This is a genomic window from Dokdonia ponticola (assembly GCF_042653865.1).
In the GTDB taxonomy this organism is placed as follows: domain Bacteria; phylum Bacteroidota; class Bacteroidia; order Flavobacteriales; family Flavobacteriaceae; genus Dokdonia; species Dokdonia ponticola.
The window spans coordinates 161,692-188,104 of the sequence record NZ_JBHSFV010000009.1 but is presented as its reverse complement, the minus strand read 5'-3'; the positions used below and the strand labels follow the sequence as shown (position 1 = coordinate 188,104).

The window sequence follows — 26,413 nt, the reverse complement described above, 5'->3', positions numbered from 1 at the left end:
AAGAAATACCCCATGATGAAGAAAGTCCTACTCCTATGCTTAGCAGGAATTACGTTGAGTTCTTGTGTTTCTAAAAAAGTATTTGAAGACCTTGAGTCAAAATATGCAAGACTTCGTAAAGAAAATAGAACGCTTTCTAGTGATCTCGCTTCCGCGAAAAAAGAGGTAGCCAAACTGACCGCAGATTATGAGGCAGCAACCGAAGAGTTGAATACCACAAAGTCTTCATTGACGAAATACAAAACTGACTATGAAAGTACGAAAGCACAGTTGGCAGCCCTACAAACCTCTTATGACGCCCTTGAAGCCAATAGTAGTGCGAGTATCGCCGCAAACTCAAAAAAGAACAGGGAATTACTTGCTGAGCTAGAGGTAAAACAAGCCGCGCTTGCTGCGAATAAAGAAGCCCTGGAAGTAGAGCGCAAACGATTAGAAAAACTACAAAAAGACCTAGCCGACAGATCCAAACGTATTGATGAGCTAGAAGCAGTGATTGCTGCAAAAGATGCCAATCTCCGTAACTTAAAAGAAGCGATTTCTAAAGCTTTGACCGACTTTGAAGGCAAAGGACTGACAGTAGAGCAGAGAGATGGGAAAGTATATGTCTCACTAGAAAATAAGTTACTATTTGATAGTGGTAGCTGGACGGTAGGTGCCAATGGAAGAACTGCTGTACAACAACTAGGTAATGTCTTAGGAGACAATCCAGACATTGCTGTACTCATAGAAGGGCATACAGATGATGTACCGTATTCAGGGAGTGGAAACCTCAAAGGAAACTGGGATCTCTCTGCAAAAAGAGCCACGGCGATTGTGAATATATTGAGAGAAAACAAACAAATAGATCCTAAAAATCTCACTGCCGCAGGACGTGGCGAGTACGCTCCTGTAGCGCCTAACGATACCGCTGAAAACAAAGCCAAAAACAGACGCATCGAAGTGATTCTTACGCCTAAGTTAGATGAAGTAACGGCTTTATTACAGGATATAGATTAAGTAAAAAGATACCTTCCAGAGTTTATGTTGAGCATACTCGAAGTGTGGGTATAATAGATAATAAGATACCCGTCTTCACGGGTATAAAATAAACTCCTTTTTTACAGGCATTAAAAATGAAATATACTCACTTACCAAATACAGACATTAAGGTTTCAAAAATCTGCCTAGGCTCGATGACTTGGGGAGAACAAAATACCGAAGCCGAAGGGCACGCACAATTGGATTATGCGATAGATCAAGGTGTTAATTTTATTGACACAGCCGAGCTGTATAGCGTTCCAAATGCAAGAGCAGAAACCTACGGAAGTACCGAACGCATTATAGGAAGCTGGTTACAAAAAACAGGCAAACGTGATCAAGTAGTGATCGCTTCAAAAATTGCAGGACCTGCAGATTTTACTAAGCACATCCGTACAGGAGGATTTGCAAAACATGAATTGGAAGATGCCGTTCATAAAAGCTTAGAAAGATTAGGAACAGATTATATTGATCTATACCAATTACACTGGCCAGAACGGTCGACGAATTTTTTTGGACAACTTGGATATACCCATGATACTAATGAGAAGTGGAAAGATAATTTTGCACAAATTCTAGAAGATTTAGATAGTTTGGTCAAAGCAGGAAAAATCAGACAGGTAGGACTTTCTAACGAAACCCCTTACGGATTGTCAAGATACCTAGAAGAAGCGCGTAAAGGTGCTCCCAAGATGATTACCGTTCAAAATCCATATAGTTTATTAAACAGAAAAGATGAAGTAGGACTTACTGAAATCATGCATAGAGAAAACGTAGGACATTTACCGTACTCTCCTCTTGGTTTTGGGCAGTTAACCGGCAAGTATCTTGATGGATATCCACCCAATGCGAGAGTGACGCTATTTCCAAATTATAGTAGATATCATAATGAAAATTCATTTGAAGCTACGAGGCGTTACAAAGCAATTGCAGATGCCCATGGTTTGAGTCTTACACAAATGGCACTTGCTTTTGTAAATACACGCCCTTTTGTAACGGCAAATATTATCGGAGCTACCTCTATAGCACAGCTTACTGAAAACATAGACAGTATCAACGTTGAATTATCTGATGACGCCTTAAAAGCCATAGAAGAGGTACATGCCGCGATTCCTAATCCGGCGCCTTAATTGATTTATACGCTTTCGCGAAAGCATAAAAAAGCCTGTATTAGCTATTCTAGTACAGGCTTTTGGTTTAAAATAGAATGGTTTTATTCTACGATTTCAAATTCTGATGGAAGTACTAAAAAGATATTTGTCGTTTGTCCATTAGATAGTAGTTGTACATTGTTGACGCCTTCTCTTAAGGTGACAGGAGTTTGTATAGGATTACTATTGGTAAATGTAACACTAGATAATGCTCCATTAAACGTATAGTCAACACGGGTAGGAACTACATTTGGGTCTGAATTATTTGCAACTGTTATTTGTACAAAATACTCTAGTGAAGGATCAATACAGCTAGAACTAGAAAGAACATTCGCATCTTGGTCTAAAAAACGGATGCTATTTACTACAAAATTAACGACTTCTTCCTCTTCCATTTGGATTACAGGCGCAGTATCATCATCATTGGAACATGCGATGATACATAGTAATAGGAATACAAAGCTAAGGGTGTATTTTATGTTTTTCATAGCTATTCTGTTCTTAAGTTGATTGTGATTTCTTTTGTAATGGTTCCTATGTGCACTTCATAAACACCAGCGTCTAAATTTTCAAAAGTAACTTCTCCGTCTATTACGGTTAAGGTCTCTTGTAAAATACCCTCTTGAAATAATAAAATATCATTATTTGCTGTCGTAATATTGACGCGTATGGCGCCTGGTTCATAGCATACGGCATCTTTTTTTCTATAAATAATATCACTATCTATTTGATTGACTGTCACTGTCCAAGGTCTGAGAACGGTTTGATCTGCTGACCGTACCTGAAATACTACAGGTGTTGAAAAATCAAAACTTTCTTCTCCAGAACTATACTCAGTCCCATTTTCAAAAAGGGAAGCTCCATTACTTAGGGTAAATACAGGCGTCATTCCAGTAGTATCTTCGGATTGATCAACTGTTATTGTAATTTCTCCATCTCCAATAATGGTTTCGATGATAGGTGTATTTTGAAAAGAGAAATTAATGATAGTAGCTTCAGAAGAAAGTATAGGGTCTGCAAAGCTATAGGCCTGAAATAAATTCCCAAAATGGGCATTAATCTCAAAGTCGAGTGTTGTTTGTACCTCTCGAATTTCGTTATTTACGGAATCGTAGATTCTAAATGTAATAGGTTCTCCACCTTCGTTTGCGTGTACCGTAAGAAATGCATAGTAGGCATCTTCATTTTCGACGTAGGTAAGGTTGGTGACACCTCTGTTTTCATTCCCAACAAAAGCGCCTATAAGGTCATTTTCGTTTTGAAGTCTGTCTCCATCTATGGTTAGAAAAGAGACAAAAGTCATGGTAAATTCAAAATCGTTTTCATTAACCTCCCAATCTGGGGTTTGCGCCTGACTTTGATAACAGATAAATACCAGTAGTGTGAATGCCAGTGTTAGCTTTCGCGAAAGCGTATAAAAAATGAAATGAGTCTTCATACGTTTATTTTTTAATCACTTTTTTAATAGTGGTTTCTTCGTTTGTAATTAAATGCACAAAATAGACTCCTGCAGCGACGTCTAGATCTAATACACGTGTGCTTTTTCCTTTTTCAGAACTGAACTGCGAGCTATATATACGCTGGTTATATACATTGTATATCGCAACTTCTACATCTTGGTCTTCTATAAACTCCATTTCTAGTACCAATTGATTTTCAAAAGGGTTTGGAAATACTCTAAAGTCTGTCTTTCCTAAAAGTAACTGAACAGGCGTATATATATCTCCTTGAATTGCATTGCTTGTGTAGGTCGTATGTGTAGTAGAGCGTGTAGTGTTTTGTGAGTTACTTACTTCAAAAGTAATTGTTTCACTTACATTTCCATAGAGTGTGATAAAAGCGAGTTCTTTTGTGTTAACGAGTTGGTTTTTCGATTTTCCTATAAGTTCTCCATGAGAATTATACGCATTCACTCGATCATATCCTTCAGGTAATTCTAAGACCATATTCATATTATTTTCATAGTTAGCAAAATTAGATATGGTCTCCTCATTTGTATTTGGGAGGATTCCGTCATTGACCAAAAATGCTGGGTATGAAAATTCTTGGGGATTGGTTGCTCTAAGCATGTAACCGTTGCCCTCTTTTAAAGTAGTTAATGTTCCGATCCATCCATTAAGCGGGTCATAAATCGCAAATTGTGTTTGAGATTTGATGACATCACCTTCTTGAGCATTAAATAAAGCGAGAGCTTCATTTATGGGTTGATTGCTCAATAGAGGAAAAGGAAGCCAGTTCCAGTTAGACTGGATAGGGAAGGACCAACTGTTCAGATCTATTTGCGGGCCATTGATAGCTAATTGCTGTGGCGTATCCAGATAGACTCTATACATTTTATCATTGCTTAATCCTCCTTGAGAAGAAATAGTACCAGACCATCCGCTATTTTCAGGAATACTAGAGTCTACATAATAAATTTCTAATTGTGATGGGGCATGACTTAGGATTCTATCTTCGGTTGCTAATGTCATGCCTTGTGTTAATGTGTTTAGGTCTGTAAAGTTTATATCATTAACCCCCATAGAAATCCAGGTCCATCCTTGATTGAATACCAACTCTTGGAAAACACCTCCAGAATTATCAAAAATGACGGGATCAATGAGACTTCCTAAGACTTCATTTTCTTGGAAGGTGATAAAACTGTCACCATCAATAGATGCATTTAGTACAGCTCCTTGTGAGGCATCCCATATCCTAAAGGTTAACTCTTCTCCGAAATTTTCATTGCTATATACTGTTAAGAATGCAAAGTATTGTTGGTAATTAGTATCATAAATCAAATCTGCTACCCCTCTAGGTTCTCCATTTACAAATACCCCTAAATTATCAAATGCATCTGATGAAAAGGCTCCATCTATTCGAATACGCCCTAGGATATTCATGCTAAAATCAAATTGGGATGGATCTACACTCCAATCGGGTTCTTCGGTTAGTACACGTAGGTTAATTTGTAGTTTTTGATCAAAACCAAAATCAGTAACTAAGAAGATGTCTTCTTCATAATCTCCAGAGGAGATGTTATTACTTATCGTGGCTGAAATCTCAATGGTACTATCGGGAGCCAGTGTTCCCGAGGTGGTTTCTAATTGTAACCAAGCAGGGACATTGGTAATGCTAAAAGGCTCATTAGATCCACCTGTATTTTCTAGTGTAATGTTAAATGAGACGTCTTCATCTTCTTCTTTTACAATATCGATAGTAGTAGGGAATCCTTCTACAAACCAACGTACAGGATTTTTATTGACAAACGCTGTCCATGTAATTGGGGACTCTTGTATATTGTTTGTCGCATCAAACATTCTGTGCACGGTAATATCAAGAATTTGACCTTCTATTGAGGCATCACTGGTGATAACTGGATTTAAAATCATTTCATCTCCATTAATAACACGATCTACCTGAAAACTTATGATTTCTCGTTCAGGTTTGATAGGAGGGGTGTCTACACTGTAATTTACAGCTCCTGAGCTTATAATAGCATTACTAGGAATGACCGTTTGATTAGCAAACGCATGATAGTATTGCGGCCCATCTCCTGTAATGGGGTCGGGCTCATTTAATCGTGCGTATACCAATATGCCTGTAGATTGTGTGTCTACCTCATTAAACTGATCACGTTCAATTTGAGTGATATTGCGAAGTGTATTCCAAAGACGTACTTCATCTAGATTTCCTTCAAATTGATTATCTATAATGATGTTCCCTAGTACATCTTCAAAACCACGTGCACCAAGCCAAATGTTGCTTCCAGAAAATCCTTGTATATCACTTACGGGGTTTGAAGAAACTTGTGCTCCATCTAAATAGGTGTTTAAAGCTCCTATTCTATTGAGTGAGAGTACTACATGATGCCAGTTATCATCTGCAACGCTATCTGTAGTGAGCGGGTACGAAATTCCTTCACTTTCTAAGGAAAGGTTGCCAGTCAGATCTATATTAATAGCCCATTTATTGTCAAAACCATTGGCCATATCTATATCAGTGCCATCTCCACGACCATTAGAAAATAATGTAGCGTCTTGACTTGCTCCTGTTTTTACCCAGAAGCTTAACGTAGCATCCATGGTATTGGTGAGTTGAGCAAAACTAACATTGTCTAAAGTGAGATATTGATCGTTTTCAAAGCGGTAACTATTTCCTTTAGGTTTAATATCCCAACCTGTATTCACCAGCATATTATTGCCTCTGGAAGCATCATTTGCTATTACGCCACGACCTTCGTTCATGGGCCAATATCCTACAAGGTTTAGTTCGTTTCCAATATAGTCTGTATAAATATTGGCAAATGCATCTGGAAGTGTTAAGAAGGTATCCCAAAGTCTGAAATCATGAATATTTCCCTCAAAAGTACCTCCTCCAAATACAAGATCATTGGTATTGGTAAATTGTAAATTTCCAGTATTTATTTCTTCATCTATTATAAGATCATCTTCGTACATACGTAGGATTCCATTTTCTTCATCAAATGTAAATGTGTAATGATGAAAAAGGTCATCGTTGGCAATAGCCCCAATAATGGTTACGTCTCCTAATGTAAACTCTATATTCTCATTAATCAGTTCTATACGGAGCCCTTGTTCTTGAGAAAGGATGAGGCCATCGGGTCCAGGCGTTTCGTTTTTCATCCAAAATTCTAAGGAGATATCGCCCGTTTGAATAGGTGGATTTTGAATAGTAGCGGTGTCGTCAGGGTCACTAAAGAATAAAGATACCTGATTGTTTATGGGTAACTGATTGGTACGTCCTTTAATCTCTACTAGACTTACCGCAGTATTATAAAATATGTCTTCATTAAAACTCACTTTGATGTCTTCACCAGCGTTTAAAATTCCATCTGTAGGGCTTGGAGTATTAAAGCGACGAGGTGCTTCTAGGTCTACAGTACCACTTATGATTTCTGAGATATTTTCTGTGCCATTTGTACAACTAGTCCTTGCTCTTACTTCATAATTTCCGTTTTGTAATCCAAGACTTGCAATGTCAAAATTAAACGAACTTGTAGCCCCATCGATCAATGTGATCTCTGTTTCTCCATTGGCTACTGCCGTATCGAAAAAGGCTTGTGTTGTGTAATATGTCTGTAAACGTGTCCATGTTGGTGCTGTTGCTATACGGTATTCTAAATCTATTTTTTCAAAACTATTGAACCCCAGATTATACTCTTGCATAGTAATTCCTAATGGATTTGTAGTTCCATCCTGATTAAAAGCTGTATCGATATTATATACCCAATTGTCTAAGGGTTCACTAATTACCACATTAGAGCAAGATGGAACAAAGGAAGCGGAGAGGATCACATCATCAAATGTGTTATCAGCATCACAGGTAGATTCTAAGACAATACGAATATCCTCATAGTCATTCTGATCAGAAATAGACTTTGCTAATGTTAGATTATAAATAATTTGTTCTCCATGTGGGACCTCTACTAAGGTTCCGTTGGGATCAATATTGATTATTGCATTAAATGGATTGGTTGTATTATCTATGCGTAGTAAGAAGGTGCCATCTGTTTCTGTTGCACTATTGTTCTCTAAAATAAGTTCAAACTCTGCGTTTTCTGTTTCAGGAATATTACTCACATTAGCCACAGTGGCACTTATCATAGGGTTTTCAATACGCTGTGTTGCATTTCCTAAGAGCACTTGCTGATCTTCTGCTAACGGATTAATTTCTGTTGTAGCAGGGTCATACGTATTAGGATTAAAAAAGACTGTCGTTTCTGGCCCTTCATACGGACAGGAAGTGCTTCCTCCTATGGTTGCAAATACAGGTCCGTTACCATCAAATAGATTTACCACATCTACACTTAAAGCATTATCAGGATCATTGTCTGCAAGCGTGTAGGAGATGGTTGTTGTAGTTTCCTGTTCTGAAGTATTTGCGATATTAATTCCTTGACTAAATTTCCCACTCGTTTTAGAAACAAGACCAACACCATTAGAGACAAGTCCTAATTGTACAGCAACAGATTCTTCTAATTCTGCTGTAAATTCAAAAGTCATCTCACTTACAAGACTTGTCGTTAATACTCTGGTAATTTCACCAACACCAGCGTCAAAAGAAATATTTTCACTAAAATTATCATTAATAAGCTGTGCGACTGCTTCAGCATCACCTAGATTGGATTGTAAAATAGGTAGGTTGTTCAGGTCATCAATAGGAGGGTCAAAAGTATTTACTATAGTAGCAATAGCAGCAGTGATATCATTTATATATTGCTGTACAAAACCTAGTGCTTCGGCATTTAATTGCGATGTTTCAACTAAGGCTCTATACTTACTTCGTTCATTTTCAAGGATTGTTTTACGCCATAAGTTAATCTGTTGCACGTAGAATGCTCTAGATTGCACGCCATTTTCGTTAGGAATAACCGTACCATTATCAATACCTTCTACAATCTCTATTAAATCAGGGATGATCGTTTCTAGGATTTGCTTTTGCGAAAACACAAAAAAGGTCTCAGAAGGCTCTTCTACAAAATAAAGCGACTTTTGAGTGCTGATAAAGACCTCTTCTCCAGCAGTATTAGTAAGTAGTATGCTTGGAGAATTTCCTATTTGGCTCATTGTCGCTTGGACATCATTAAAAGAGCCATAAAAATAATTTTTAGAATTTCCGATATAGAGGTCGCCGTCAGAACCTACAAAATCAGGATCAGAACTCGTAGAAATAGTCTGGCTAAAGCTATACGTAGTGGTGGTAGAAATTCCATTGGTCGAAGATACCTGAAGTCCTACCCCTATTTCCCCTTCATTTATACTTTGAGTATCTATCACTGGACCGGCAAGTCCTCCTCCAGTCACCAAGCTAACACCTGTTAATAATTGTACGCTTTGATTCATTTCAGTTCCTGAAGCAAAAGAACTAGAATTTGTAAAAGAAATGCTTTGCCCACTTTCTATCGAAGCAGAGCTCCCAGACCCTGGCGGGTCTCTTAAAATAATATCAGGCACATCGGGTGCTGCAGTAGTAAACGTCAAACTCCCATCAGAGGCACCTCCTATAATAATTCCTTCTGGATTAAAATTTTCTACAGGATAATCTACGCCATTAAGCCTGTATATAAGATCAATGGTGCGAACAAAAGGGGGAGAGATACTTGGAATTCCTCCTTTAAATTCATAATCCAAAATACTTGCATCATTTGGATTTACTGTTGTTGATTCAGAGTTCTCTAAAGCTAGATTATTCGTTATAACCAGTTCTCCATCGGTCACAGAAACTAAGTCTTCTATGGCTGGACTTTCGTCAAAATTTGTATATCGTTCAAAACGATTGAGTCGGATGTAATAGGTCCCGAACTGTTTGTAAACAGGAAATTCAAACCCTTCGGTGCTTACCGTTGTGGTTTCATTGAGCATCAGTTCGTCCTCAGAAGTTTGTTGTTCTACTTGAAGAACAGGAATAGAGCGATACGTAAAGCTACGTTCATAATGATACGGTTCTCCTGTTCCTGAAACTCCATTTCCAAGATCATACTGAGGCACTGTTACTTCTACAATCTCACTAATATTAACGGCTTCATTAGCGGTTAATAAATCAATAGCAGCGTTTGTAGGAACTTGTAATCCATTAGTTTGATCTATGCTATAATTTAAGGGGAGTATATTCACGCGATATTCTCCTGTATCTTCGTTAGTACTGAAGTTAAAACGAGTAAAATCTGTGACACTTCCACTCGCTGGGGTATAGCCAAAAGTGATGTTGGCTAGCCCAATATTATTATTACTACTTATTGGAAACTGTGTCGTTGTCCCGTCAGGATTAGGAATTCCTACTTCAAAAGATCCATTTGCTCCAAAACCAATAGGTTTGTCGGCTTGCACAGCACCTCCTACAACCCGTCCAACAACAGTGACTTTGGTTTCATCAATAAAAGTGACGACGTTATTGGCATCTTCAAAAAATTCGCTTACAGTACCTGGAGCCGCAGGAAAACGACTGTTAAATGTAAATACATGACCATTTTTTCCAAGGGTAATGACGTGATTTCCTATGGGAACTTGTACATCAAAAAACCCATCTATATCCGTTTCTACAGGAAAATTATTTGCATCTAATACAATCTCTCCATCTATATAAATATTGACACCTGTAGAAGGAATACGTGCATAGCGTTCTAAATAATCATCGGTGGTATCGTTAGGGGTTCCTGCATCATTATACCAGTATTCTCCTTTACTAAAGAAATCATTTCCTTTCCTGAATTGATTGTACCCTTCTTCAATAATTCCTGGACCACTTACATATTCATCTCCATCGGTTAACCCTGTGAAGTCAGGAATTTCAGGATCAGTACTGTTTACCTCAACAAAAGAAGGAAAAGTCCCTCTTGAGTCATATAAAACACGTCCCTTAAAACTAAATGAAGAAATATCTGTAAAATTTACACCGTTTACGACTTCACTTCCCTGTCCCAAGAACACTAACTGTTGAGAAGGCTCAAACTCATGAAGCCCTAAAATAGGAGTGATTGTAAACGATTCACCTGTCCCGCTGTATGGAATTGCATTAATTTCATAATTACCATTTTGATCGGTAACTCCTAAAATCCCTAATTGATTGCTAGTAGGAATTTCATCAATTTCATTTGTAAATGTCACCCGATCGGCAACAGGAGTACTTGAGGTATATAAAGCGCCATCATTTTCGTTAAATGTAAAACCCGTACGAGATTGGTCATACGCAAAACGACCTACATTTTCATTGGCATTTAGATATACTTTTAAGTTGGCATTATTACCACTTATAAAACGTCTGTAATCTGTTCTGATGGTCTCTGCTTCCAATAGGCTATTCCAAACACGAATTTCATCGACAAACGATTCTTGTTGTCCACCTACAAAAATGTTATTCCATGAAGTCGTATTTCCATTTAAGGACAATACCGTAGGTTGTGTATTTAAGGTAAGATCAAAGTCAGGATAGTTTTCTACAACTAGCGTTTTAAAATCTTCATTAATCTCTCTCCCATTTATAAAAAGGGTAGGTATTTGTCCATCAGAAAGTAAGGCAGATACATGTACAAATTGGTTGTTCGCTTCAATAATTGGGATGAGGACATCTTCTCCCTGTGCATTTACTTCTCCAGATGGGAAATGGTTTTCAAGGATGATTTCACTCCCATCTATTCCCACACGTAATTGATTGGTATTTGATAGAACCTCATACGTAATAAGTTTTGGGTTATTTACATTAGGTAATTCATCAGAAGCCTGTATTTCAAATAAGGAAATGGTTGGATCTGATCCTGGAATTAAATCAACAACAGGTTTTACCCATGCTTGTAAGGTCATAGCTGTAGTAGGAGCTCCTGTAATACCTGTAATCGCGAGTTTGTGATTGTCTTTAATGCGTAAGGCACTCCCACTAGCCGTAATGTTTCCTTGAGAAGTTGCTTGAATAATGACATCCTGTACAGGATTTCCTCCTTCAAAAGTAACACTTCCTGTAACGATAGCTGTCGGACTTCTAAAACCTACCCCTTCAATAAAGGTAAGAAACGGGCGTTCAATAGTACTTACACCTTCTGCTTCGAGGCGATATTCGTACAATACCCCTCCTTCTACAAACTGATCTTCATATTCATTAGCATTGGGTGCAGCATTAGCAATAATTTGATAAGGTTGCGGATTTTCGTCGTTAAACTCTCTTCGTAAGATACGGATATTGGTCACTAAGTTAAGGTTACCATTAAGTACCCAGCTTACTAATATTCTATTTCCAAAATAGCCCTTGGAGACACTAAACTGATCTTCAGAAAAGGTGTTTTCTAAATAAAGAACATCCCATGGAAAACGAATGTCAATAGGGTTTGTAACACGTTCGGGTTCTCCTAAGTTTTGCCCTAAGAACGGCGAACCTACCTGAATAGTAAACCCTTCATTTTGTAGAGTATTTGATGATGTAATGGGTTGTGAACCATCTGTTTGTGACCAAAGTGATATGGTCACCAAACAGGCGCACACTAATGTGTAAAAAGATTTCATTGCGTGCAGGTTTATAGTTTAATAATATAATTTACCCCATAACTTACAGGTCGTGTTTCTGAGCCCCCTGAACCCTGGGTATTTCCTGAAACATTATGATTGTGAACTCCAGCATCTCTAGTAGAGAAATTTCCATTTCCACTCGTAGGGGAAGAGATTGTTCTAAAGTTGTTACCCCCTTGGGTTGTAGGTACATTAGTAAACACAACTATATTACTGGTATGGCTATGATTTCCTGTAAAATTAGTATTTATATTTACTCCATGGCCATGTCCTCGGTATTGGTCTCCTTGAACTCCTCCAAGCCCTGGACCAGACTGTCCATTTACAGGATTTGCTCCAGTGCCCCGTAAAAACATACCATTAAGGTTCGGGGCGTTATTGTTGCCAAGTATGCTAATTAAATTTTCTGCCCCTGGTATACTCGTCAAACTCTGACCGTTACATAGCACCCATCCTGAAGGTGCTGTTGCTCCCATATAAGGCATGATGGAACCTGTGGGTACTCCATTGTTTGCAGAAATAGCATAGGGAACATGTTTTAAAATTTCATTAGAAATAATAGTGACCCCTTCTGAAATTCTTAAGAAGGCATGATTCTGTTGTATAACAGGTTGGTTGGCTTCTCCAGCGTCCAAAATATGAGAAAAGACACCAAAAGCATCGGTTGTTAGTGTGATGGTCTCAGAATAAATAGGAACTTCAACATTAGAGGTATTTCTGTAATATAACTCAAAAGTAAGTACAATATCTGCACTTACTCGTGCAGCGTTATTGTTGTCTCTAGCAATACCTTGTACGGCAATACCAGCCTCGCTTGCAGAAGTTTGTGCATTTAGTGGATTGAATACAAGCGTAAAAAATAAAAGAAAGAATAGGGACGTTTTCATCGTTAAAGGGTTTTGGGTCTAAATTATAGCTTTTACCCCTTCGCCAACTGTTGATTTTTACGTACCCCTACGTAGGTTACAAAGTGCTTTTGTGTCGAATTATTTTAGGTGTCCGCTTTCGCGAAAGCGCATAAATAATAATCCCTAACTATAATGTGAATTTTAATTCCTAACCAGAAATTTTACCCAAACAAGTGCCGTACCACATCATGCACTTTGGCAACTTTAATAATTTTAATCGTGTAGTTGTGATCTGGAATTTTACAATACTTGGAGACAATAATCCCTGTAAAGCCTAATTTTTCAGCTTCGAGAATACGTTGCTCTACACGCGTAACAGGGCGGACTTCTCCGGCAAGACCAATCTCTGCAGCGAGGCATAATGATTTATCTATGGCAATATCTACATTGCTAGATAGAACCGCTGCGATCACGGCAAGATCAATAGCGGGATCATCTACAGAAATTCCTCCGGTGACATTGAGAAATACATCCTTCGCACCGAGTTTAAAACCTGCTCTCTTTTCTAAAACCGCCAAAAGCATATTAAGTCGTTTTGCATTATACCCTGTGGCGCTTCGTTGAGGCGTGCCATACACTGCGGTACTAACCAAGGCTTGTATTTCGATCATAAGTGGGCGCATGCCTTCCAGCGTGGCGGCAATAGCGGTGCCACTTAATTCCTCATCATTTTTTGAAATCAAGACCTCACTAGGATTGGATACTTCTCGTAAGCCACTGCCTTGCATTTCGTAAATTCCTAACTCATTCGTACTTCCAAAACGGTTTTTATGTGCTCTTAAAATACGATACACATGATTGCGATCTCCTTCAAATTGAAGCACCGTATCGACCATGTGTTCCAAAATCTTAGGACCTGCAATATTACCATCTTTAGTAATATGTCCAATCAATATCACGGGAGTGGCCGTTTCTTTTGCATATTTGATAAGCTCGGCGGTGGTCTCGCGTATTTGTGAGATGCTTCCAGGGCTACTTTCTATATAATCGGTATGTAAGGTTTGTATAGAGTCTATAATGACAATATCAGGTTGTATTTCTGAAATATGTCTGAAGATATGTTGTGTCTTGGTTTCTGCAAGAATATAACACTGATCACTGTATGGGTGAATGCGGTCTGCGCGCATTTTAATCTGCTGCTGACTCTCCTCTCCTGAGACATATAGGGTTTTAAAGGGGAGGTTTAAGGATATTTGAAGACATAACGTACTTTTTCCGATTCCTGGTTCTCCTCCCAATAATGTTAATGAGCCTGGGACAAGACCGCCTCCAAGCACACGATTGAGTTCGCCATTTTTGGTATCTAGCCTGATTTCGGTAGCCGTGGTGATCTCGTTTATTTTTAAAGGTTTATTGGTGCGTGTATTCGCTTTCGCGAAAGCGGTATCCTGTTTCCAATCCTTTGTATCTGCTTTCTGAACTACTTCTTCAACAATCGTATTCCATTGTTTACAGGCATGGCACTGCCCTTGCCATTTGGCATGTTGTGTACCACAATTTTGACAAAAGAAGGTCGTTTTTGTTTTAGCCATGGGTTATTTTTGCTCGATAATCGAGATGTAAGTGTTTCAAATGTATCTCAAAGTCAACTGTTTTCCTTGAAATGGTTTATAAGCTTGCTCAGAGGTAATTTGTAGTGCTAAAATACTCGTAAATAATTCGTGGGGCAAACTCACAAGACATTCAACAGCATATTTTTTAATTTTTGAAGTACGTTGTGAGGTATTTAATCTCAAAAAAATGGATTTAACTATTAAAAATAGGTAGAAATACGTGTTTTTTGACACAGCAGCCCTCTTATATTTGTAGTATCAAGAATAATATTTGTTTTTGATAAAAATATTTGATTGGGGGATTGAATATTACACAAAGAGCAGTTACTTGATAACTGCTCTTTTTTAGTGAAACGCCATTTTGAAAAGTCCAAAAGACGCATTCAAAATTGCTAGTTGAACTAATCCCGCTTTTTCAGCGGGATCTATAGATGAACCCCTTTTCTATTAATATATTTTATGGTGTAGCGTTTAATACCCAAAATCTGCTTTAATTTGATCTGCTTTGTCAAGCATTAAATCTTTGGTTAAGAACGATATTTCTTCTAGTAAGAAAGCATTTTGATAGGTTCGCATTGCTTTTTTAGGTTCTCCAGATTTTTCAAAAGAGAGCGCTAGATAATAATTACCTAACATAGTATCTGGATATTGTTTTCTAGCAAGTTGACCCAATTGCTCCATGTCTTCCCATTTAGATTTTTTTTCTAGGGCTTTGCCTACCGCAACGATGTCATTTACGCGCATGGGGTCATCGAGCCCAAAAAGTTCTTTTACAGTTGTATATTTATCAATGAGATAGGCGTATGGAGAAGTATCTGGTTTGAGGAGTACTTCTTTATATTCTTTTTTGCTAATAGGGCGATATATTGAGAAGATTTCTTCGATAGCCCTTGGAATTGCTCTTCCTACTAGGGAGTAATGTGTTGCTCCTTCAAAGTTGTCATAATAATACTTTAGGTTGGTATTTGAAACCAATTTTATCTGGCTATTGAGCGGTTCTATGGTTTCTCGTAAGACTCTTATATCTTCTGTCGCAGTGGCTAAATAATAAAATACTTTTTGCTGTGTGGCCTCTAGTCTGGCCACAAGGCGTGTTTCCATTTCTGGGGCTAAATCTGGGCTTAGTGATATATACCCTTGAAAGAGCGCAGGGCTTTTCATGAGGTAATAATTCATAAAATTAGCAGTAAGATCATGGCCCACCACGAGTCTAAATTGGTTAGTGCGATACTTTTCATCGAGCCATGGCATCAATTCTAGGCCAATAAATTCAAAAAAGGCAGCACCTTCATCTACCGGCAGGTAGCTAACATCGTCATAATAGGTGTCATTATCTCTTGTGTCTACTTGGTTAATACCTACAACAATGGCTTCAGGCATTTCTTCCCAATAGCTGTAATAATCAACATTTCCCGCTACAGGTTCAAATAAGTAATCTCCATCCAATACCACAATAACAGGATATGTTTTTTCTAAATTGGATTCGTAGTTGCGGGGTAATTGGATTTTGAGTTGGCGTGCTCCATCGAGTTTTATGGAGGAGATTTCTTCATATTGCGTTTGTGCATTACTTGCAAATGAGAAGCATACACATAAAAGTGTTAAAAAAATGGATTTCATTAGGGCTGTTTTTAATATGTGCCCTAAAATACAAAATTTTATTAGCGAAACTCACTATTAAGAAGTCTGTAAGACGCACTTAATAGTGTAAGTTGAGCTAATCCCGCTGCATAGCGGAATCCTTATGTTATAAAGTAACTCACTATTAAGAAGTCTGTAAGACGCACTTGATAGTGTAAGTTGAGCCTGCCTACCGATAAAGGTAGGCTAATCCCGCTGCATAGCGGGATCCTTATGTTATAAAGTAAACTCACTATTAAGAAGTCCGTAAGACGCACTTGATAGTGTAAGTTGAGCCTGCCTACCGATAAAGGTAGGCTAATCCCGCTGCATAGCGGGATCTTGGAGTTATTCATCCTTTCGGGTACTATTTTTATCTGCGGCGTACTACAAATACGTAAAGAGCAAAGAGTCCCCCTATAATGATATTAAAAATGGTTTGTGTCCCCCAGATGATAGAGCCAAAAGCGTTCCCATCTGCTTCGGTATATCCGAAGAAGGTAAAAATAGCTGCCATCGCTAGGGGATAAGCACCCATGCCCGCGTTGGTAGCACTCATGGCAAAGGCCCCTATAACAAAAGAAGCAAGGATAACGCCCATAGATACTCCCTGAAGTCCAGGCACAGTGAGCGTTACAATCCAAAACATAGCAATGTACATCGACCAAATAAACAAGGTATGGAAGATAAACGCTGCATTTTTCTTCATTGCTAAAATGCTTTTTACGCCTTCTAAAATTCCTAAACCAAAGGTGCGAATTTTAACAATAAACGGATGTGATGATCTTTTAAGAATACGTAATCCTATGATTCCGAGAACTAAAAGCACTGCAAGCCCTATGATAGAAGGAATGGGGTTTGCTTCTCTTTTAAAATAATCAATAAGTACTGTAGATTGAAGGATCACAGCAGTTATCATAATCAAAATGAGCATCACAAGATCTGCGATACGTTCTGATACGATGGTTCCGAATGCTTTTTCAAAAGGGATGTCGTCTGTGCGTTGTATGGATACAGCCCGTAAAACTTCCCCAGATCGTATGACAAACGTATTGGCAAAATAGCCAGTCATGACAGCAGCAAGACTCGTACCTAGTTTGGGTGAATACCCCATAGGTTCTAGTATAAACTTCCAGCGATACGCTCTTGAGAGATGACTTAGTATGGAGAAAATAAAAGAAATTACAATCCATATAGGGTTTGCATTTTTTATATCATTCCATAAATCTATTCTGTCTTGTGGACTCATTCCCCCAAGCCAAAACCACATCAAAAAAACTCCCAGAGTGAGCGGGAGCATGATTTTAAGGGCTTTTATCGCTTTCTTATAAGCCACAGGCTTACTTTAATAAGTTTGTGTTTTCGTCTGGAAAACAAAGCGTAGGCTTAAATTTTTTGGCTTCGTCAAAATCCATAAAGGCATAAACGATCAGGATTAAGATATCGCCTTTAGATACTTTTCTAGCTGCAGCACCATTTAATGTGATCTCGCCACTGTTTCTAGGGCCAGGAATCGCATACGTTTCTAGGCGTTCTCCATTCGTCACATTGACAATTTGAACACGCTCTCCTTCTATGACATTGGCAGCATCCATGAGATCTTCGTCTATGGTAATACTTCCTATATAATGTAATTCAGCCCCTGTTACTTTAACACGGTGAATTTTAGATTTTACAACATTTACTAACATGGTGCAAATATAGGAATTTTAGTTAAGAGCCATATTGTCTATAAGACGTATTTCCCCTGCAAAAGCAGCAATAAAGGCTCGGTATTTTTGATGGGTGCGCTTTCGCGAAAGCGGTCTCAGATTCTTACTATTTGAGATTTCAAAATATTCTAACCTAAGGTGTGGGTTATTTTCAAATTGACGTGAAACCCACGCTCTAAGTGCTCGAGCACTTTTGGTGTCAAAATCTTTTTTTACCTGACGGAGTATCTTATAAATAAAGGTAGCTTCTTCTAGTTGTTGGGTCGTAAGTCTCGCATTACGACTACTCATAGCTAGTCCGTTTTCTTGTCTATGGATAGGGCATCCTGTAATTTTGAGTGGTAATTTCTCTATTTCAACAAGTTTTTTGACAATAAGCAACTGCTGATAATCTTTTTCTCCAAAAAAAGCTTCATCGGGGGTTACTTGTCTAAAAAGGTGATTGAGAACGGTGCCAACACCATCAAAGTGTCCTGGGCGATGCGTGCCTTCCATCACGGTTTCAATACCCTTAAAGTTATATTGTTTTGATACCACTTGATCTCCATACACTTCTTGAGGCGTAGGCGCATAAATAACTACCTTGTTCTTGTATGTGCTTAAAAATGAGACGTCTTGACTGAGGGTTCGAGGATATTTCTCTAAATCAGTCGCATTATTAAATTGGGTAGGATTTACAAAAATACTTACAACAATGTAGTGATGACGTTCTAGTCCAAAGGATATAAGTGACGCATGTCCTTGGTGTAAAGCCCCCATTGTTGGGACAAAGCCTACAGAAGAATTTTGTTCTTTTTTCTCTGAAACATATTTAGCTATTTCAGTTTTTGTTTTTATTATGTTCACTTTACCAAAAAATTAACGCCTGCAAACTTACTATATTAAAGGCAGATTGCATAAAATTTAGTATTTTTGCGTGTTTTTACACATAAAAAATAATCAATAATTTTATATATGAAAGATAAGAGGATATTATACGTGTCATCTGAAGTTATACCTTATCTACCAGAGACCGAAATTGCCTCTATGTCGTTTGAAGCTCCTCAAATGGTAAATTCCAAGGGGGGACAAATACGCATTTTTATGCCTCGCTATGGCAATATCAATGAGCGCAGGCACCAACTACATGAAGTGATACGCCTTTCAGGGATGAACTTAGTTATTAATGACTTTGACATGCCGCTGATTATAAAAGTTGCCTCTATACCTAAAGAACGCATTCAGGTGTACTTTATCGATAATGAAGAGTATTTTAAGAGAAAAGCAACGTTTACGGATGAGGAAGGGAATTTATTTCCAGATAATGACGAGCGTGCTATCTTTTTTGCAAAAGGAGTTGTTGAAACGGTTAAGAAATTAAATTGGTCTCCAGATATTATTCATGTGCATGGGTGGTTAGCCTCTTTGTTGCCATTATATCTTAAGAAGTATTATGCTAGTGAGCCTTTATTTAGTCAAAGTAAAATAGTCTCATCGATATATAATCAAGGTTTTGAAGGATCATTAAATAAAGAAATGATCAACAAGATTGCTTTTGATGGGATTGACACAGAAAGCATCACCGAGTTACAGGATCCTACCTATGAGAACCTGATGAAGGTGGTTGTAAAAAATTCTGATGCCGCTATTATAGGGTCTTCAGAATTGCAAGAGAATCTTGCTAAAATACTTAACACATCCAAAATTCCTGTACTACCATACAAGAAGAAAGAGGAGTTTCCACAAGCGTACGAAGAATTTTATACTACCAAAGTACTAGATTAAAAAAACTATGAAGATTTATAATTATGTAAGACAAGGCTTAGTGGCCTTCATCTTTGTATTTGCGTGTATTGCCTGCGAAGAAGAATTAGGGGAAGTTGGAACGGGTGTCGTTGGTTCAGTGAACTTTGAGACCTTTGAGGTTGATGATATAGGGGTTATCGCATATAGTATGAATTATCCAGAAGGAGTTCAAACTAATGGCGCACCCGTAGGGGTTGTAGGTGTTTATAATGATCCTGTATATGGAAAAACAACAGCATCTTATTTATCACAAGTAGCACTTTCAAGAACAGGTCCAGAATTTGGAGATAACGTAGTGGTTGATAGTGTCATATTTACACTTCCGTATTTTGCTAGGCAAATCGCGGTAGATGAAGACGGAAATAATACATACGAGTTAGATTCTGTATTTAGAAATACTGGTGGAATTACATTATCTGCATACCGATCAAACTTTTTCTTAAATAATCTTGATCCTAATACCAATTTTGAGGATCCTGAAATTTATTTTTCTAATGATGTTCCAAACTTTCAAGGGGTAGAGGGTGACTTACTTTTTCAAGTAAACGAATTTGTGCCACAAGCAGATGAGATCATTCTAACCGAAGTAACTTTTGATGAAGATGGTGAACCTGTTTTGGATGAAGAAGATAACGTGGTTAAAGAACTTTCAGAACGAATCTCACCTGCGTTGAGGTTATCACTAGATACAAATTACTGGAATACCAATATCATCCAACGAGAAGGAGAAGATGTACTTTTAAACATAAATACGTTTAATGACTATTTTAGGGGTATTTACTTCAAGGCAGAAGACGAGGATAATGACGGAAATTTACTTTTGTTTGATTTTAGCCAAGCAAACATCACAATTTATTACACTTTTGATGGTGATGATGACTCGGGAGAGCCTGGGGAGCCTACCAATGATGGATTTGGAGATATCTCTTTAAACTTTAGTGGAGTAAGTGTTATAGATTATCAGAATCAGTTTGACCCAGCTATTGTCAATGCTATTGAAAACTCTAATTCAACGACTGGAGAAGAAAACTTATACTTAAAAGGGGGAGACGGTAGTATTGCTATTATAGAGCTTTTTGGGCCAGACTTTGACGGAGACGGCATTGCAGATCAATTGGAAATACTGCGTGACTGTAGTAACATTATTATCAATGAAGCTAACTTGACATTTTTTGTAGATCAAGATGACTTGGGTGCTGGTGGAGGTGCGTTAGAGCCAGAAAGACTTTTTATGCTCGATTTTGATAATAATAGTTTATTAATTGATGGTGTTATAGATAATACAGCAGGAATCAATGGCCCTGTCAACACAAGAACAAACCACCTAGGAAGACTCGTAAGAGAAGTAGAAGGAGATGAGTCGAGTCTAGGGCAGAGTTATAGAGTGCGCATAACGCAACATGTAAATAATATTATCAAAAATGACTCTACGAATGTTCGATTGGCATTGTCAGTCTCACAAAATGTAACTGTAGACAACACCTCTATTATAGGAGGTACGGGAGATATAGATACTGCGCGAAGAGTGCCAGTTTCTAGTGTGATTTCTCCAGAAGGGACTATTCTTCATGGTAATTTAAGTACTGATGAGGCCAAAAAATTAAAATTGAGAATATTCTATACATTAACAGAGGATATAGATCCTGATAGTCCTTGTGGTCAAATACTAGGCTTAGATAATTAAATAATATAGTAGTATGTGCGGAATTGTTGGTTACATAGGGTATAGAGAAGCATACCCTATTATATTGCAAGGATTACAACGTCTTGAATATAGAGGATATGATAGTGCTGGAATAGCACTTTATGATGGTAATGATCTTAAATTGTCAAAAACAAAAGGGAAGGTCGAGGATTTAAAAAACCGTTTAGAAAGTGAAATATCTACAAACGGTAGTATAGGAATTGGTCATACAAGATGGGCTACACATGGTGTGCCTAATGATATTAATTCACATCCTCATGTTTCTAACTCTGGAAATCTAGTAATTATTCATAACGGAATTATTGAAAATTATGATCCGTTACGTAAAGAGTTAATTAATAGAGGGTATACATTTACATCAGATACAGATACAGAAGTGCTTGTTAACTTGATTGAAGATGTCAAGATAAAAGAAGGAGTAAAGTTAGGTAAAGCTGTTCAGATAGCCCTTAATCAAACCATTGGGGCGTATGCTATTGCTGTGTTTGATAAAACAAAACCCAATGAAATTGTGGTCGCTCGTTTAGGGAGTCCATTAGCGATAGGGGTAGGTGATAATGAGTTTTTTATTGCCTCTGATGCCACTCCTTTTATTGAGTATACAAATAACGCAATCTATCTTGAAGATGGAGAGATGGCAGTTGTACGAGATCAAAAAAAGCTTAAAATACGTAAGATTAAAGATGATTCTCTTGTAGATCCATATATTCAAGAACTTCAATTAAATCTTGAACAGATAGAAAAAGGAGGGTATGACCACTTTATGCTTAAAGAGATTTATGAGCAACCTGCAGCTATTACAGATACCTTTCGAGGACGTATGCTTGTGGATGAAGGGATCATAAGAATGGCAGGAATTGATGATCATCTTGATAAGTTTTTAAACGCTCGTCGTATTATCATAGTCGCATGCGGTACTTCTTGGCATGCGGGTCTAGTTGCTGAGTATATATTTGAAGAATTTGCGCGTATCCCTGTAGAAGTAGAGTATGCTTCTGAGTTTAGATATAGAAACCCTATTGTTTATAAAGATGATGTGGTCATTGCAATCTCACAAAGTGGAGAAACTGCAGATACCATGGCTGCCATTAAATTAGCCAAAGGTCAAGGGGCTTTTGTTTTTGGGGTATGTAATGTTGTAGGATCTTCTATTTCAAGAGAAACGCATGCGGGTGCATACACACATGCAGGTCCAGAAATAGGGGTTGCATCTACAAAGGCGTTTACCACTCAAATAACGATCCTTACGTTAATTGCTTTAAAATTAGCAAAACATAAAGGAAAGCTTTCAAATTCTGAGTTCAGAGCCTATTTACAAGAGTTAGAGCGTATTCCTGCAAAAGTAGCGAAAGCATTAAAGTCTAATGAGCAAGCTGAATATGTGGCATCACAGTATAAAGACGCATCAAATGCACTTTATCTAGGGCGAGGATATAACTTCCCAGTAGCACTAGAAGGAGCGCTTAAGCTTAAAGAAATTTCATATATCCATGCAGAAGGATATCCTGCTGCCGAAATGAAACACGGTCCTATTGCCTTGATTGATGAACAAATGCCTGTTGTGGTTATTGCCACCAAAAAGGGACATTATGAGAAAGTTGTGAGTAATGTAGAAGAGATTAAGGCGCGAAGTGGAAAAATCATTGGTATTGTTACAGAAGGAGATGAAGAGGTAAAAAAATTGGCAGATCACGTGATTGAAATTCCAGAAACATTAGAGCCGTTTACACCACTTCTTGCTACTATTCCATTACAATTATTGTCATATCATATTGCTGTAATGCTAGGAAAGAATGTAGATCAACCTAGAAATTTAGCAAAATCGGTAACTGTAGAATAAAGATAAAACTCACCATATTAATACCAAAAGCCCGCAAATAGCGGGCTTTTTTGTGGGTAGATTTTATGTATTTAATGATTTAGACTTTTATTAATCTCCTCAAGCGCTTCTTTTTCGTCTCCCCATCCTTCACTTATTAACGCATCACCATCTGTATCATAGTGTAAAAACCAAGATTCTATGATGTCTTTTGCTTTCCTGTATTTTTTTAGAAATTGCGTGTAGGTAGTTACATTTATAATACGTTTTTTAGTATCCCTCGGGACACAAATGATTTTGTAGTCATATTCTCCTTTGTCCAGTAGTTTAAGTATTCCTATAGGTATTGCTTCTACAATCGTTCCTGTGGGTAGTGCTTCAGAAATTAATAAGATGTCTAATGCATCTCCATCGCCTCCTAAAGATCGATCAGATAGCGTAGATGGGATAAACCCATAATTTGCGGGATAAGGAAGAAAAGGAATGATACGATCCGTTCCATTTCTTTGATCTATTTCAAATGTTTTGGTCTCAGCATTAAACTCTATCTTTTTGTTAGTGCCTCCTGGAATTTCGATCACACAGTGTAAAGCGCCATTTTTCGAAAATGTAGGTATCGTATAGATATCTTTCATTGTCGTACAATTGATAAGAAGTAGTGAAGTAATTAATAAGCAAAGAACACGTAGGATCATATATCAAAAATTAAGGTTAAGCGCTTTTAAAACGCTGGCTTTATAGGTTTGCCCTATGGGTATTGTATGATTGTCTAGTAGTATTTGATTTCCCGAAAGGTGATTTAATCTATTTAGATTTATGCTAAATGATTTGTGTGTACGGATGAAATAAGGAGGGAGGTTTTCTATGAATTTAGAAAACGTACTATGCGTAACGATGGTCTTTTCTTCTAAAACTACTTTTACATAATCTCCATAGGCCTCTATGTATTGAATACTTGAAAAAAAGACTTTATGTAGTATTTTATTTTCTTTTAGTATCACAAATTTATTGGTACTTTCTATTTCAGTTTTGCTAATCAATACTTTATTGACAGCTTTTAAAAAACGGTCATAGGCAATGGGTTTCAAGAGATAGTCAATGGCATTGACTTCAAATCCATCTAGTGCATACTGAGGATATGCCGTTGTAAAAATGACCGCAGGAGGATGCTGTAATTCTCTATAAAAATCTAAGCCTGATTGTTGCGGCATATTAATATCTAGAAATAATACATCAATATCTCCGTGCAGTTGTAGATATTTGAAGGCCTCAGAAGTGTTGCTACAGGTTTCTTTTAACGTTAACACTTTAGTGTCCTTAATAAAATGCTGTAGCACACGTTGAGAAGATAATTCGTCATCAATAATAAGGCAGTGTATGTTTTTGTCTTTAATATTGCTCATCGGTGATCTCAATAGTTACTTTAAAAGTATCTGTGGTGTTATCAATCGTAAATGTGTGCTGTTTTGGATATACCAAAAGTAAGTTATTCTTTAGATTTTCTAGACCTACGCCAGAATAGGCGTTATCTAGCGTATTCTTAACATTAGGATGAATCCTATTGCTTATTTCAAATCTAAATTGATGTTTATGTTGCGAGAGATGAATTCTTATTTTCTCTGGCGAATGGTTATTTGTAATTCCGTGTTTATAGCTGTTTTCTAATAAGGGCAACAGCAACATTGGATAGATTTTAAAATTCTCGTTTTCAATAGTTATATCAAAATATACGCTATCAGGAGTTTGTACTCGATATTTTTGAAAAGATATATAGTTTTGAAGTAATTTGATTTCATCTTTTATAGACACACGCTCTGTATCCGAGTCATAAATTACATACCGTAACACATCAGACAACTCTACAATAGCGTTGGTAATATGCGCTTCTTTTTCAAGTGCCATTGCGTAAATCACATTTAAAGAGTTGAATAAAAAATGAGGATTTATTTGTGATCGAAGGGAAGACAGTTGTGTCTGTATGTGTTGGTTTTCAAGTTTCAGTGTTTTGTTTTCTAAGGTGTTGAAATGAAACCAATCTTCCGCTAATTTTAAAAGTGTTGTTGCTACCAAAAAGACACCAAAAATGGTATATCCATTGGTTTTTGATACATAAGAAATAAAGAAATAGTCGGGGAATAGACGATCTAATATAGACTGAAAAAATAAAATGTATATGGTCGAAAAACAGAACAGATTACCAATAAATAGGAGGATATACGCGCTGTATTTTTCGAGCTTTAAAAATTTTGGAATCAGTAGGTAAAAATTAATACTTACGGGTACTGCCATAAAAAGCAAGAATATAATCGTGTATATGTAATCTATTTTAATAGGAGATTTTCCTTTTGAAAAAATAAAAAGTAGGATTATAAATGCGAGTAACCACAGCACACTATTAAAAATGAGTGGTCTGTGGTAATTGCTTTTTTTGATGAGTGTATCAAAATTAAAAGGATGCATTTTGAATAGTATCGTTGTTTAAATTGTATTCTTAGTTAATGTTAATGCATCTGAAGACTTCCATTTGTCTTCAATAGAGGCGGTGAGATATTTCTTTAAAAATGCAGAAAGCTCTTGAGAAGACGCTGTTAGTAAAAGGGCTTCTTCAGGACCTACAATTTCATGCTTTAAGCGAAGTTTGTTGTCATTAAATAAGGTTTTGATACGCTCTTCAGTGAGCCAAGAAAAAGAAATTTTTTGTGCAGCGTTTATGTCTAGTTTTGCCACTGAGTGTGTTTTTATAAGATGTTCTGCGGCGAGATGATTAATACTCTCTGTATCAAATTCAAAAGGAATAAAATCTAGAAAGTACTGTCCTTCAAGTTGAAAAGGCATGGCAATAAAGACGACTTCTTTTTCCTTTTTTACATACTTGACAATATACCCTTCTTTATAGGCTTCAAAGGCTTTTTTATCATCTTCAGATACGTTGCTATTTTCTTTTTGATCTTTCATAAATTGTTCTTTCATAGAAATGACATCCCAGACCCCTCCTTTTTGGTCTGTCCATATACCAATAAGTTTTTCAGTATAGGAGAGATCTCCTTTTGTGTAAAAGGGCTGAATGGACTTTACAATACACGAACTAAAAAGTAAAACTGATGCTAATAAAATGAATGCTTTTAATTTCATAGTGTTTGATTTTATA

The 26,413-nt window shown here is 37.3% G+C and carries 18 protein-coding genes; 5 read left to right on the top strand and 13 right to left on the bottom strand.

Translation table 11 applies throughout. The features are described 5' to 3' along the window. The first annotated feature begins 12 nt into the window (after nt 1–12). Both ACFO3O_RS14835 and ACFO3O_RS14830 read left to right on the top strand, forming a co-directional pair. Entirely contained in the window at nt 13–996 is a 984-nt protein-coding gene (locus tag ACFO3O_RS14835) for an OmpA family protein (protein ID WP_379980166.1), read from the top strand. A 116-nt stretch (nt 997–1,112) separates the two neighbouring features. After that, the gene (locus ACFO3O_RS14830) at nt 1,113–2,147 is read left to right on the top strand and encodes an aldo/keto reductase (RefSeq protein ID WP_379980164.1); all 1,035 of its coding nucleotides are present in this window, start codon (nt 1,113–1,115) and stop codon (nt 2,145–2,147) included. Between the two features lie 83 nt (nt 2,148–2,230). Here ACFO3O_RS14830 and ACFO3O_RS14825 read toward each other — a convergent pair whose 3' ends face one another. The 9 genes from ACFO3O_RS14825 to panC all read right to left on the bottom strand — a co-directional run bounded on the left by ACFO3O_RS14825 (nt 2,231) and on the right by panC (nt 18,802). Next, a complete protein-coding gene (locus tag ACFO3O_RS14825; RefSeq protein ID WP_379980162.1) occupies nt 2,231–2,656 on the bottom strand; it encodes a hypothetical protein in 426 nt (141 codons plus the stop codon). A gap of 2 nt (nt 2,657–2,658) precedes the next feature. Continuing rightward, nucleotides 2,659–3,606, bottom strand: coding sequence for a hypothetical protein (locus tag ACFO3O_RS14820; protein WP_379980160.1), 948 nt, complete (start codon nt 3,604–3,606; stop codon nt 2,659–2,661). A gap of 4 nt (nt 3,607–3,610) precedes the next feature. Beyond that, the gene (locus ACFO3O_RS14815; RefSeq protein WP_379980158.1) at nt 3,611–12,160 is read right to left on the bottom strand and encodes a LamG-like jellyroll fold domain-containing protein; all 8,550 of its coding nucleotides are present in this window, start codon (nt 12,158–12,160) and stop codon (nt 3,611–3,613) included. 11 nt (nt 12,161–12,171) lie between these two features. Beyond that, entirely contained in the window at nt 12,172–13,050 is an 879-nt protein-coding gene (locus ACFO3O_RS14810) for a tail fiber protein (RefSeq protein WP_379980156.1), read from the bottom strand. A gap of 182 nt (nt 13,051–13,232) precedes the next feature. Beyond that, nucleotides 13,233–14,603, bottom strand: coding sequence for a DNA repair protein RadA (gene radA / locus ACFO3O_RS14805; RefSeq protein WP_379980154.1), 1,371 nt, complete (start codon nt 14,601–14,603; stop codon nt 13,233–13,235). A 492-nt stretch (nt 14,604–15,095) separates the two neighbouring features. Further along, a complete protein-coding gene (locus tag ACFO3O_RS14800) occupies nt 15,096–16,244 on the bottom strand; it encodes an alpha/beta hydrolase (protein ID WP_379980152.1) in 1,149 nt (382 codons plus the stop codon). Nucleotides 16,245–16,617: 373 nt separating this feature from the next. Continuing rightward, nucleotides 16,618–17,544, bottom strand: a complete 927-nt coding sequence (locus ACFO3O_RS14795) for a lysylphosphatidylglycerol synthase transmembrane domain-containing protein (protein WP_379980150.1) — start codon at nt 17,542–17,544, stop codon at nt 16,618–16,620. A gap of 40 nt (nt 17,545–17,584) precedes the next feature. Continuing rightward, nucleotides 17,585–17,935, bottom strand: a complete 351-nt coding sequence (gene panD / locus ACFO3O_RS14790; protein WP_379980148.1) for an aspartate 1-decarboxylase — start codon at nt 17,933–17,935, stop codon at nt 17,585–17,587. An 18-nt stretch (nt 17,936–17,953) separates the two neighbouring features. After that, a complete protein-coding gene (gene panC, locus ACFO3O_RS14785) occupies nt 17,954–18,802 on the bottom strand; it encodes a pantoate--beta-alanine ligase (protein ID WP_379980146.1) in 849 nt (282 codons plus the stop codon). A 108-nt stretch (nt 18,803–18,910) separates the two neighbouring features. Between panC and ACFO3O_RS14780 the strand changes: the two genes are divergently transcribed. From ACFO3O_RS14780 to glmS, 3 genes are read left to right on the top strand one after another with little or no spacing between them, the layout of a single operon-like run. Further along, nucleotides 18,911–19,720 (top strand): glycogen/starch synthase, encoded by an 810-nt coding sequence (locus tag ACFO3O_RS14780; protein ID WP_379980144.1) that lies wholly within the window; start codon nt 18,911–18,913, stop codon nt 19,718–19,720. A 7-nt stretch (nt 19,721–19,727) separates the two neighbouring features. Then, nucleotides 19,728–21,425, top strand: coding sequence for a DUF4270 domain-containing protein (locus tag ACFO3O_RS14775; protein ID WP_379980142.1), 1,698 nt, complete (start codon nt 19,728–19,730; stop codon nt 21,423–21,425). Nucleotides 21,426–21,438: 13 nt separating this feature from the next. Then, nucleotides 21,439–23,286, top strand: a complete 1,848-nt coding sequence (gene glmS / locus ACFO3O_RS14770; protein WP_379980140.1) for a glutamine--fructose-6-phosphate transaminase (isomerizing) — start codon at nt 21,439–21,441, stop codon at nt 23,284–23,286. Nucleotides 23,287–23,357: 71 nt separating this feature from the next. Here glmS and ACFO3O_RS14765 read toward each other — a convergent pair whose 3' ends face one another. The 4 genes from ACFO3O_RS14765 to ACFO3O_RS14750 all read right to left on the bottom strand — a co-directional run bounded on the left by ACFO3O_RS14765 (nt 23,358) and on the right by ACFO3O_RS14750 (nt 26,397). Next, a complete protein-coding gene (locus ACFO3O_RS14765; protein WP_379980138.1) occupies nt 23,358–23,900 on the bottom strand; it encodes an inorganic diphosphatase in 543 nt (180 codons plus the stop codon). Nucleotides 23,901–23,963: 63 nt separating this feature from the next. Then, nucleotides 23,964–24,668 (bottom strand): LytR/AlgR family response regulator transcription factor, encoded by a 705-nt coding sequence (locus ACFO3O_RS14760; RefSeq protein WP_379980136.1) that lies wholly within the window; start codon nt 24,666–24,668, stop codon nt 23,964–23,966. Next, a complete protein-coding gene (locus tag ACFO3O_RS14755) occupies nt 24,655–25,725 on the bottom strand; it encodes a sensor histidine kinase (protein ID WP_379980134.1) in 1,071 nt (356 codons plus the stop codon). The genes ACFO3O_RS14760 and ACFO3O_RS14755 overlap by 14 nt, the downstream gene beginning before the upstream one ends. A gap of 18 nt (nt 25,726–25,743) precedes the next feature. After that, complete coding sequence (locus ACFO3O_RS14750) at nt 25,744–26,397, bottom strand: hypothetical protein (protein WP_379980132.1); 654 nt, start codon at nt 26,395–26,397, stop codon at nt 25,744–25,746. Nucleotides 26,398–26,413 lie beyond the last annotated feature (16 nt).